Raw genomic sequence first — 11,562 nt, 5'->3', positions numbered from 1 at the left:
TCGCACAGTGATGAAATCGACTGTCAGTGGAAAGAGGTCCCCGCCAGCTGAGGAGGTAACGCTGACTTTTCTCCGCCGTATGCGCCACTGCGCAATGCTGCAATATCCTTTTCTCTCCCCGTTTGCCTTTACGCAACGTGCGGAAGGTGAACTCTGGCGTCTTAATCCGCGGATTACTTCACTCCGGCACTGGCATTCGCGGCAACAATCCGTACCATACGCTGCATATTCGTGACACCGCAGAGAAGTGGCTGGCTGAATGCGCACGTTGATTTGCCCTCAGGCTACGCTTTCTGGTTTTAGAGATAGGTAAAAATGCAAGATAATCAAACGGTTGACAAGAAAGAACAGTACAACCTCAATAAACTGCAGAAACGCCTGCGCCGTCATGTCGGCGAAGCCATTGCAGATTTCAATATGATCGAAGAAGGTGACCGCATCATGGTCTGCCTGTCGGGCGGAAAAGACAGCTATACCATGCTGGAAATTCTGCGCAGTCTGCAAAAAAGCGCCCCGGTCAGTTTCAGCCTGATTGCCGTTAACCTGGACCAGAAGCAGCCTGGCTTCCCTGAGCATATCCTCCCGGCCTATCTGGAGTCTCAGGGGGTGGAGTACCGGATTATCGAAGAAGATACCTACTCCATCGTCAAAGAGAAGATTCCGGAAGGGAAAACCACCTGCTCTCTCTGCTCACGCCTGCGCCGTGGCATTCTGTACCGCGTTGCCACGGAGCTGGGCTGCACGAAAATTGCGCTGGGCCACCACCGCGATGACATTCTGCAGACGCTGTTCCTCAACATGTTCTATGGCGGGAAAATGAAAGGCATGCCACCGAAGCTGATGAGCGACGATGGCAAGCAGATTGTGATCCGCCCGCTGGCCTACTGCCGTGAAAAAGATATCATCCGCTTCTCGGAAGCGCGTCAGTTCCCGATTATCCCCTGCAATCTCTGCGGTTCTCAGCCAAACCTGCAGCGTCAGGTGGTAGCCGATATGCTGCGTGACTGGGATAAGCGCTACCCGGGCCGTATCGAAACAATGTTCAGTGCAATGCAGAATGTCGTGCCGTCGCACCTCGCCGATGTCAATCTGTTCGACTTCAAAGGCATCAAACATGGCGATGCGGTGGTGGACGGGGGCGATATCGCCTTTGACCGCGAAACGCTGCCGTTGCAGCCGGCAGGCTGGCGGCTCGATGATGAAGATGCCCCTGTCACAGGCGCACGTCTGGATGTGCTTCAGATTAAGTAAGTGCCGGAAAAACAGAAGGGCGTGCTGCTGGCAGCACGCCCTTTTTTTATATGTTGCGGTGTGGCGGTGGATCCATTATCGGCGGAAACTCCGGATCCGTCGGCGGATCGGGCTGAGGTTGCGGATGGGGGATCGGGTCAGGAATCGGGGTCGGATCCGTGGGGATCGGCTCGCTGTTATAAATCGCGCTCATGCCGTACTCCTTTTCTTGCGAATGGACTTTAAGCTTAGGTAAGGAACGGCGTTCCAGCCAGCCAGGCAAAAAAAAGCCGGCGCACTGGCCGGCATGTTTCGAATTAAATGTGCTATGCATTAATTCTAAATCAGGAAGTAAGACAATATGGAGCGCAACGCCCATCGCTTGACGTTGCATTCACCTGCGGGAGAGAGTTTGCGTCAACGGCGACATCGGGTTCTTGATATCGATCAGCTTTTGCCGCCTTTCCTCGAATTTCAGCGTCTGGGCTGAGATGCCCCCTCCCCGTCGCGCTACAGCCAGTGCCGTTTACGCAGATAACCGGCGACGCCGACAGCCAGAACCACCAGCAGCAGGCAGAAAATGGAAAAGCCGTATCGCCATTCTCCGCCCGGAATGCCGCCGAGGTTTACGCCGAACAGACCGGTCAGGAAGGTGGCCGGCAGGAAGATCATCGCCATAACTGACATGGTATAGGTGCGCCGGTTCATCGATTCGGCCATGGCAGAGGCTACCTCGTCGGCCAGAATGGCGGTTCGCGCCACGCCAGCATCCAGGTCATCCAGCCCGCGTCCCAGCCTGTCGGCAATCTCCTGCATCCGACGCCGCTCGTTGTCATCCATCCAGGCCAGTTTTTCGCTCGCCAGCCGGGCATAGACATCGCGCTGCGGGGCCATATAGCGCCGCATCACAATCAGCTGTTTGCGCAGCAGACCCAGCTCACCCCGCGCGGGCATCCGCTGATCCAGTAGCGCATCCTCCAGCTCAATGATTTTGTCATGCAACTCTTCGATAAATTCGCTGGTGTGATCGGTCAGGGCATCACAGACATCGACCAGCCAGCTGCCGCAATCGATCGGGCCGTTGCCGTTCTGCAGGTCGGTCAGTACTTCATCCACGGCAGAGACTTTGCGCCGGCGGGTCGAAACAATCAGCTTGTCGTTGATAAAGACCCGCATCACGACCAGCTGGTCTCGGCGCGCATCGCTGTTATGGTTAACGCTGCGCAGCACAATCATGAAGCCATCACCCAGACGGCTGACGCGCGGACGCATACTGTCACCCGCCAGGGCATCACGGACGGCATCAGGAATTTGAGGCGTCGACTGCAGCCACTCTGCGCTTTTACGATGGGTGTAGTTCAGATGCAGCCAGCAGGGCTGCTCGCACTGAATCACCTCATCTTCCGCGATCGGGATCATGCCGCCCTTGCCATCAAGCTGGCAGGAAATGATGGCGTCTGAAACCTGCAATGCTTTTCCTTCAATTACGTCCACACCGTCCCCTCACTATCAAAATCAATACGATACAGTCTAGCGTGGCGGCGATGAGTTGCAATCTCCGGGCTGTGTAGAAAGATGTCAGCCGGTGGCCGGATGAACAGCCACCGGAGGCTTAATGTTTCTCGATCCAGAGCTCGCGGCTATAGGCGACATCTTCGGGGTTGGTGATGGGATACCCTTTGACCCAGGGTTTAATCAGGCGGCCATTGGTGTACTGATAGATCGGGGCGATGGGTGCCTGATCCGCCAGAATCTGTTCCGCGCGGTTGTAATCGCTGCTGCGCGCCTCGTCACTGGTCTCGCGACTCGCTTTGGCCAGCACGGCATCGTAATCCGCGTTGCTGAAGCGGGGAATGTTGCTGCTATTGCCGGAAGTCAGCAGATTCAGGAAAGTGGACGGCTCATTGTAATCGCCGACCCAGGATGCCCGGATCACATCGAAATTGCCGCTGTTACGGCTGTCGATGTAGGTTTTCCACTCCTGATTTTCCAGCGAGACATCCACGCCAAGGTTCTTTTTCCACATGGACGCCACCGCGATAGCAATCTTCTGATGGCTCTCCGAGGTGTTATAAAGCAGCTTAAGCCTGAGCGGTTTAGCCGGGCCATAGCCCGCTGAGGTGAGCAGTGCTTTTGCCTGCGCGTTGAGATTGTTCTGGTCATGTTGCTGCAGGAAAGAAGGCAGCGGCCTGAAGCCAGCGGTGACATCCGGGGTAAAGTGCCATGCCGGTTTTTCACCGGTTCCCAGCACTTTTTCCGCAATAATCCGGCGATCAATAGACCAGGAGAGCGCTTTGCGCACCCGCGCGTCAGCCGTCGGGCCTTTCTGCGTATTAAACGCATAGTAATAGGTGCCCAGCTGGTCAGGCGTGTAGACCTCACCCGGCAGATTTTTCTTCAGCAGACCATACATCTCTTTAGGAAAAGATTCGGTGATATCGATGTCGTTGGCGCGATAACGTTTGGTGGCACTCGACTCTTCATTGATCGGAACAAACGTCACCCGGGTCAAAACCGAATGGGCATCATCCCAGTAGTGCGGATTGCGCGTCAGGACAATTTTCTCATTTACCACGCGCTCGCTGAGCTGATAGGCCCCGTTGCCGACCAGTTTACCAGGCGCGGTCCAGCTGTCGCCCTGCTGCGCCAGGGTCTTCTGCGGCACCGGAAAGAGCGCCACGTTAGCCACCAGCGCCGGGAACCACGGCACCGGACGATCCAGCGTGACCTTCAGGCGGCTGTTATCCTGTGCCACCACGCCCAGCTTATCCGGTGTCATCTGACCTTTGGCGATCGCCGCCGCATTCTCAATACCGCTTAAGGCGGCGAACGAGGCCGACGGTGAACTGTTTTCAGGGTCGACAAGGCGCTGCCAGCTGTAAACAAAATCCTGCGCGGTGACCGGCTCGCCATTCGACCAGCGTGCGTTGTTGCGCAGCGTAAAGATCCAGGTTTTGTTGTCGCTGCTGCTCCAGCTCTGGGCCACGCCCGGTACGATTTTGCCGTGCGCATCCTGATTGGTGAGGCCTTCAAAGAGATCGCGAATGACCTGAATCTCTGGCAGGCCGACCGCTTTAAGCGGATCGAGCGAAGCGGGTTCATCCTTGATATGACGCACGATCTGCTGCTGCTCAGCCAGCTGCGCGCCAGCGGGTGGATTCGCCGCGAGGGCGGGTGTGAAGAGGCTGCTCAGACTGATGGCGGCCAGCGTCATGCGAAAGGTTTTAACCATAATCACTCCTTTACCTCAAAGAAGCGCTGCACGACGCCGATCGCGATGCAGCTTGTGCAGGGCACTTTAACGCAAATCGCTGATGGATAAATAACTATTTTCCGCCTTCTGCTTTTCCGCTACTTTTAATAAAACCCTTCGAGGAAATCATTATGTCGCCACTTCATCCGCGCCCGCTGCGTGGCAAGCTGGACGTTCCGTATCAGCAGTATGGTCGCTCACTCCTGGGCGCGCCGCTGCTCTGGTTTCCGGCTCCGCTGGGCGATTCAGAGAGCGGGCTGATCCTGGCAGGCACCCATGGGGATGAGAATGCGGCTATCGCCACGCTCTCCGCCGCATTGCGGACGCTGCCCGATGGCATGCGGCGGCATCATGTGGTGTTAGCGGTTAATCCAGACGGCTGTCAGCTGGGGTTGCGCGCGAATGCCAGTGGTGTGGATCTCAACCGTAACTTTCCGGCCGCAAACTGGCAGTCGGGCGATACCGTTTATCGCTGGAACAGCGCCGCCGATGCGCGCGATGTGGCGCTCTCAACCGGCAATCATCCCGCCTCAGAACCGGAAACCCAGGCGCTCTGCGCCCTGATTCATCAGATCAAACCACGCTGGATCGTCTCCTGGCATGAGCCGCTGGGGTGCATTGATGACCCGCATCAGTCAGAAATAGGCGGCTGGCTGGCCGACCACACCGGCCTCCCCCGCGTCACCAGCGTCGGATATGACACTCCCGGCTCCTTCGGCAGCTGGTGCAAAGATCTCAGCCTGCCCTGCGTGACCGCGGAGCTGCCGGTAATCTCCGTGGATGAAGCGACGGAAGTCTACCTTGAGGTGATGGTTAACCTGCTGCGCTGGCAGCAATGAGTAACTGACCGTTCCGCACGTTAATCGGTGGTTCGGCATCTACTGCCAGCCAGGTCGGGCCATCAAGATCGGCAAAACGAGTCTGCGGCACCAGCGGCAGTGCAGCGCGTATCGCCCGCGAGGTGCAGAGCATGCAGCCAAGCATGACCGCAAAGCCCTGCTGCTGCGCCGCTTCGGCCAGCGCCAGCGCTTCGGTCAGCCCGCCAGCCTTATCCAGTTTGATATTGACCATCTCATAACGGCCGCGCAGCGCCGGCAGGCTGTCACGCGTGTGACAGCTCTCATCGGCACAGATCGGCAGGGGATGAATAAAGTTTTCCAGCGCCGCATCTTCACCGGCGGGCAGCGGCTGCTCCAGCATCGCCACGTCGATATCGGCCAGCAGCTGACAGCGCGCCGCCAGCCCCTCTGCATGCCAGGATTCGTTCGCATCGACAATCAGGGTGGCTTCCGGCACCGCTGCGCGGATCGCCATCAACCGCTCGGTAATGAAATTATCATCCAGCTTAATTTTCAGTAGCGTGGCACCATGCTGCCAGAGCGCCAGCGCGCTGCTGGCCATCGCTGCCGGCGTGTCGATGCTCACCGTCTGGGCGGTCACCACCTCCGGGGGCGCGGTGACGCCATTCAGCTGCCACAGGCTGATTTTCTGCTGATGAACGGCGAGATCCCACAGCGCACTGTCGATAGCGTTACGCGCGGCACCGGCGGGCAGCGCCTGCTGCAGTGCCTCGCGCGTCATGCCCTGCTGCAGCGCGGGCAGCAGAGAGGCGATCTGCGCCAGCACGGAGTCCTCGGTTTCGCCATAGCGGGCATAAGGCGTTGCCTCACCCACCCCCTTGACGCCCCCCTCTTCAATCTCAACCACCACCACCTTCACTTCGGTTCGGGTTCCACGGGCAATGACAAACGGGGTATGCAACGGCCAGGCCTCGGGATAACTTTTTACCGTTCTCATTTCCACTCCAGAATGAATGACGCAGTGGCAGACCGCCACAGAGATTTCGACAATTGAACTCGTAAACCCTTAACATTTATGTCATAAACAACGGCTAAGTTTAGCCTTTTTGTATCAGCGCTTTTTTATCATCAAAAGGAATCACTATGTCTCAGACTGTTCATTTTCAGGGTAATGCCGTCCCGGTTGCAGGTCAGTTCCCTCAGGCGGGCGATAAAGCCAAAGCGTTCACCCTGGTGGCGAAAAACCTGGTTAACGTTGCGCTCTCTGAGTATGCAGGAAAACGCAAAATTCTGAACATTTTCCCGAGTGTGGATACCGGCGTGTGTGCGTCATCAGTGCGTAAATTCAATCAGGCAGCCAGCGAACTGAATAACACCGTGGTGTTATGTATCTCTGCTGACCTGCCGTTTGCCCAGTCGCGCTTTTGTGGCGCAGAGAACCTGAGCAACGTGGTAACCCTGTCGACGCTGCGCGGCTCAGAGTTTAAGTATGATTATGGCGTGGAAATTGCCGATGGTGCGCTGGAAGGGCTGACCGCGCGTGCGGTAGTGGTGCTGGATGAGAATGATAAAGTGCTTTACAGCCAGCTGGTGGATGAAATCACCAACGAACCTGATTATGACGCAGCGCTGGCCGCGCTGAAGTAATAAAAAAAAGCGGATAACCGGGTTATCCGCTTTTTCCCTTTCGCGCATAGCCTATTCGCTGTCGCTGCGCTTCTGCCCCAGACCATATTCCCGCAGCTTGTTGGCAATCGCCGTGTGTGACACGCCAAGCCGTTTTGCCAGTTTTCGGGTGCTGGGATAGGAGAGGTAAAGCCGCGTCAGGATTGAGCGCTCGAAACGGCTGGTGATTTGATCCAGCGTGCCTTCCAGCGCCTCATCACCCAGCGACACATCCAGCGCCTGCTCAGGCAGTACGATGTCCTGAGGACGCAGTTCGTAACCCTCCAGCTGGGTTAACGCCCGGTAAAGCGCATTCTTTAACTGACGTACGTTGCCCGGCCAGGCATAGCGGGTCAGAAACGCGTTGAGCTGCAGAGAGAGGCGTGGACGCGCCATCCCCTGCTCATCCGCAAAGCGGGCAACAAACATCTCGGTCAGCGGCAGAATATCCTGCGGACGGTCGCGCAGAGGCGGCAACTGCAGCGTCAGGACATTGAGACGGTAGAAGAGATCTTCGCGGAACTCTCCGCGCTGTACCAGCTCAATCAGGTTCTTTTGCGTGGCGCAGATCACCCGCACATTCACATGCACTTCATGCTCTTCACCGACGCGGCGGAAGGTGCCGTCATTGAGAAAACGCAACAGTTTGGTCTGCATTCTCGGCGACATCTCACCGATTTCATCCAGCAGCACCGAGCCGCCGTTCGCCTGTTCGAAAAAGCCCTTCTTGCCTTCAAGCGCATTAGGATAGGCGCCGGCAGCATGTCCAAACAGCTCGCTTTCCGCAACGTCGTCAGGCAGTGAGGCGCAGTTCAGCGCCAGGAAAGGATTCTTCCCGCGGGCGCTGCGGAGATGGCAGGCGCGCGCGAGCATGTCTTTCCCGGTGCCGGTGTCGCCCACAATCAGCAACGGCGCATCCAGCATCGCCAGCTTGCGGGCCTGATCCACCACCTGCCGCATTTTCGGCGTGACGGCAATGATGTGATCAAACTCCGAATCGTCGGTGACCACCAGATTCTGCAGCTGACGGCCCATGCGGGCGGTCGACTTCAGCATCACCATCGCGCCGACCGGCCGATCGCTCTGGCCCTCTTCACCCGGCAGATAGATGGGACGCGCTTCCATCAGAAAATCCCGGCCTTCAATAACGACATGCTGCGCCTGCGCTTCCACCCGATCGCTCTCGAGCCAGCGCATAAAGTTAAAGCCGGTGATCAGATGACCGGCGCTGAAATTGCGCATCTTCTCTTCATCGAGATTGAAGAGGTTTTGTGCCGCCGGATTAGCTAACTCAACCTTACTTTTCAGATCGACAGAGAACACCGGATCGGGCATCGCCACCAGCAGCGCACTCAGCGCACGGTGTTCCCGCTCAGAAGGCATGTACGTGACAGTGCGCACATCTGTCACGCCGGGCGTACGCCGGATTTCAGCCATCAGATTGCTGAAGGCATCAAATTCCAGTGCAGCAAAGTTGAGATAGATGCGCCCAATCGCCGTAATTTCGATACCGCGTAAATCAATATTGCGTGCCACCAGCAGGTCGAGCAGTTCACGCGTCAGACCGATACGGTCCTGACAGAACACTTCCAGACGCATTGCGTTCGCCTTAATCAGGTTCAGATGGTTCAATGATACGCTAAGTCGCGCACCGGCAGAAAGGACTCTGTCAGGAAAAGTTGACACTTCTGGCGTGGATGATGGCATTTTGTACTGCGCCGCTGAGACCATGATTCTGTCTCAGAGTGTCAGGATTTGTCAGCGCCGGAGTTTTTATCCCATCCGACTTGCTGTATATTTTTCAAAACCGAATAAAAACCACTATAAAATGCTGACTTTCTTCGCAAAATATCTGACGGTAGGTGTCATCAATACCCTGCTTCACTGGGCCACCTTCTTTATCTGCCTTAGTCTGGGCCTTTTCCAGTCAACCGCTAATCTGTTGGCGTTTTGTCTGGCCGTCACCTTCTCTTTCTTTGTGAATGCACGCTGGACCTTTAATCAGCAGGCAACAGCCTGGCGCTATCTTCTTTACGTCCTGTTTATGGGGGCAATGGCCTTTAGCGTGGGTTATCTCGCTGACCGGCTCGGCCTCTACCCTCTGATAACGCTGATCGCCTCATCCGCCCTGAGTCTGGCGTGTGGCTTCCTTTTTTCCCGCTTTATCGTCTTTAAAGGAGAGTCATGAACATCTCTTTGGTGGTACCGGTATTCAATGAAGAAGAGGCTATTCCCCATTTTTATCAGGCCGTGAGAAAAGATGAGGCGCTTGCGGCCTGGCAGGTTGAGATTATTTTTATCGATGATGGCAGCACGGACGCAACGCGTGCGCTGATTACTCAACTGAGCCAGCGCGATCCGCTGGTGCGCAGCCTGTCGTTTATTCGTAATTTTGGCAAAGAGCCGGCGCTGTTTGCCGGACTGGAAGCGGCAACCGGCGAGGCCATAATTCCAATCGATGTCGATTTACAGGATCCTATTACGATAATTCCCGAAATGGTCCGTAAATGGCAGGCGGGTGCCGATATCGTTTTAGCCAAACGGATTGACAGAAGTGCTGATGGCCATCTGAAGCGCAAAACCGCCCGCTGGTTTTACAAGCTGCATAACAAAATCAGCTATCCGCAGATTGAAGAGAACGTGGGTGATTTCCGGCTGATGTCGCGGGAAGTGGTTGAGAACATTAAACGGCTACCCGAAAAAAATCTGTTTATGAAAGGCATTCTGAGCTGGGTCGGCGGACAGACTGACATTGTTGAATATGTCCGGACTGAGCGGGTCGCGGGGCACAGTAAATTCGGAGGCTGGAAATTGTGGAATCTGGCGCTGGAGGGACTGACCTCTTTCTCAACCGTACCGCTACGTATCTGGTCTTATCTGGGTTTTCTGGTTGCCTCGCTGGCCTTTCTTTATGGGCTCTGGATGATCGCAGATAAACTCCTGTTCGGTAATCCGGTGCCTGGCTATCCCTCTATCCTGGTTTCCGTACTGTTTCTTGGCGGAGTTCAGCTGATTGGCATTGGTGTACTGGGTGAATATATTGGCCGCATCTATATGGAAACCAAAAACCGGCCTCGCTATATTTTGCGAAAATCCGTGGAAAATAAATCAAGCCCACCCGAAAACATCGATTAAATTGTCCGGTAAACGGGCAGAGATAATGGTCAGAATAAAAGGATGACAGATGATCGCCACCGATAACGGCCTGACCCGCCGTCAGGTTTTTTTACTTTTTGCGTTAGTTTTTCTGGTGGCCTACAGTCCCGCCTGGCTGACCCAATACGCCTATACCGATGACTGGACTAATCTCTACTGGGCCAATTTTGACAGGCTCAGTATTTTAAACTGGGACACCCTGTCGGGCAGACCGGTCTATGGCATTATTCAGTACAGCGCCTCATTCCTGGTCGCGAGCATAGAACGCCTGGCACTCCTGCGCGGTGTCGCCATTATTCTGCTTATCTTTACCGGCTACTATCTCTATACCCTTTGCCAGAAATATCAGCTGATGGAAAGCCAGGCTCAGCGGATAACCTTTGCGTTATTACTCTGCCTGCTTCCCTCCTTTCAGGTTTATATTGCCTGGGCATCCTGCTTCCCTTACATCGCTGCCATTTTACTGGCAGGTGCCAGCTACCACTTCTCGACTAAACCCGGCGTGACAGGTCGCGTGTCAGCGGTGTGCCTGCTGACCGTTGCCTTTTGTCTCTATCAGCCAGCCGCAATGAGCTTTACCTTTTTTGCCGCGCTGGATCTCTGCCTTTCAGTACGAAGAATTGACAGGAAGCGGGCTGCAATCTCTATGATTGTACTGGGTGCCGGTATGTTTGCGGCGCTGCTCGCATCAAAGGTCCTCCCGGTCCAGCTTTATGGCCACACACTGCCGCGCTCCGCCTTCAGCTATGACGTCCCGGCTAAGCTCAGCTGGTTTTTCACGGAATACCTTAAGAACGTGATCTGCAATTTTGACCTCGGCGCAAAGACGGTTTCAGTCATCATCTCGTCGATCATTATCGGTTTTGGGCTGAAGAAAATTAAGGCAGCCGGTAACGACAAATTTTATCTGATGTTTATCTTACTGGTTATCGCCGCTCTGCCTAACCTGATTGTCAGTGAGAGCATGGCGGCCTACCGGACGCTTATTGCCGGTGCGCTGATGACTACCAGCGTCTTTATTCTGGGTCTGTTTGAACTCAGTAAAAAGCTGAAGTGGAAAAAGACATTCTATGCCCTGCTGGTGATCGCGGCGGCCTCACTGTCGATCAGTCATCTTATCAACGGTTATTCCGCACCTGCCCGCAAGGAGTTTGCCCTGCTCGAACGGGCGATCACGCAGCAGGTGCCAAAAGCGTTCAACGGGGCGCTCTACTATCGCCTGACCGGGGAGTATTTACCGAAAGTCGCTACGCTGCGGAAATATGATGATTTTGGCGGACTGGGCCTGAGCATGTCATGGACCTTTGCCGGGATGGCCCATTTTATCCGCGAGAAAAACGGCATGGCCTATACCCTACCCGAAAATCCGGTTATTACGGATGAAGGGCCTTGCCCGGGTAACTGTCTGATTATCGACTCTCGTCAGGTTCTGCGTCAGACACCGTGATCGGCATGAAG

Annotated in this window: 11 protein-coding genes; 6 read left to right on the top strand and 5 right to left on the bottom strand. The window is 55.6% G+C overall.

All coding sequences use genetic code 11. The features are described 5' to 3' along the window. The first annotated feature begins 315 nt into the window (after positions 1-315). Entirely contained in the window at positions 316-1,251 is a 936-nt protein-coding gene (ttcA, locus tag OJ965_RS11360) for a tRNA 2-thiocytidine(32) synthetase TtcA (RefSeq protein WP_009090046.1), read from the top strand. 46 nt (positions 1,252-1,297) lie between these two features. Here ttcA and ynaL read toward each other — a convergent pair whose 3' ends face one another. The 3 genes from ynaL to OJ965_RS11345 form a co-directional block, all read right to left on the bottom strand. Then, a complete protein-coding gene (gene ynaL, locus OJ965_RS21335) occupies positions 1,298-1,624 on the bottom strand; it encodes a proline-rich small protein YnaL (RefSeq protein WP_140925444.1) in 327 nt (108 codons plus the stop codon). 116 nt (positions 1,625-1,740) lie between these two features. Beyond that, complete coding sequence (gene zntB / locus OJ965_RS11350) at positions 1,741-2,724, bottom strand: zinc transporter ZntB (protein ID WP_009090042.1); 984 nt, start codon at positions 2,722-2,724, stop codon at positions 1,741-1,743. Positions 2,725-2,842: 118 nt separating this feature from the next. After that, complete coding sequence (locus OJ965_RS11345; RefSeq protein WP_265139230.1) at positions 2,843-4,462, bottom strand: peptide ABC transporter substrate-binding protein; 1,620 nt, start codon at positions 4,460-4,462, stop codon at positions 2,843-2,845. A 152-nt stretch (positions 4,463-4,614) separates the two neighbouring features. Here OJ965_RS11345 and mpaA point away from each other — a divergent pair, with 152 nt between their 5' ends. Next, on the top strand, positions 4,615-5,322 hold the full coding sequence (gene mpaA / locus OJ965_RS11340; protein ID WP_058957867.1) for a murein tripeptide amidase MpaA: 708 nt from the start codon (positions 4,615-4,617) through the stop codon (positions 5,320-5,322). Here the strand turns inward: mpaA and ycjG are convergent. Further along, entirely contained in the window at positions 5,297-6,280 is a 984-nt protein-coding gene (gene ycjG, locus OJ965_RS11335; RefSeq protein ID WP_265139229.1) for an L-Ala-D/L-Glu epimerase, read from the bottom strand. The two genes, mpaA and ycjG, sit on opposite strands and share 26 nt — an antisense overlap. A 146-nt stretch (positions 6,281-6,426) precedes the next feature. Here ycjG and tpx point away from each other — a divergent pair, with 146 nt between their 5' ends. Next, entirely contained in the window at positions 6,427-6,930 is a 504-nt protein-coding gene (gene tpx, locus OJ965_RS11330; protein WP_046101893.1) for a thiol peroxidase, read from the top strand. A gap of 51 nt (positions 6,931-6,981) precedes the next feature. On the opposite strand, the gene tyrR is transcribed toward tpx, so the two are convergent. Beyond that, entirely contained in the window at positions 6,982-8,547 is a 1,566-nt protein-coding gene (gene tyrR / locus OJ965_RS11325) for a transcriptional regulator TyrR (RefSeq protein ID WP_009090034.1), read from the bottom strand. Positions 8,548-8,776: 229 nt separating this feature from the next. On the opposite strand from tyrR, the gene OJ965_RS11320 reads away from it, so the two are divergent. From OJ965_RS11320 to OJ965_RS11310, 3 genes are read left to right on the top strand one after another with little or no spacing between them, the layout of a single operon-like run. Continuing rightward, positions 8,777-9,136 (top strand): GtrA family protein, encoded by a 360-nt coding sequence (locus tag OJ965_RS11320; RefSeq protein ID WP_150029541.1) that lies wholly within the window; start codon positions 8,777-8,779, stop codon positions 9,134-9,136. Further along, positions 9,133-10,083, top strand: coding sequence for a glycosyltransferase family 2 protein (locus tag OJ965_RS11315; protein ID WP_265139227.1), 951 nt, complete (start codon positions 9,133-9,135; stop codon positions 10,081-10,083). Before OJ965_RS11320 ends, OJ965_RS11315 begins: the two co-directional genes overlap by 4 nt. 49 nt (positions 10,084-10,132) lie before the next feature. After that, positions 10,133-11,551: a hypothetical protein gene (locus tag OJ965_RS11310; protein ID WP_265139226.1), complete on the top strand. Its 1,419-nt coding sequence runs from the start codon at positions 10,133-10,135 to the stop codon at positions 11,549-11,551. The last annotated feature ends 11 nt before the right edge of the window (positions 11,552-11,562 follow it).

The sequence above is a fragment of the Pantoea anthophila genome (assembly GCF_026104315.1).
GTDB classification, from domain to species: Bacteria; Pseudomonadota; Gammaproteobacteria; order Enterobacterales; family Enterobacteriaceae; genus Pantoea; species Pantoea anthophila.
The sequence above is the reverse complement of the archived record's forward strand: the minus strand, read 5'-3'. Positions and strand labels throughout refer to the sequence as shown.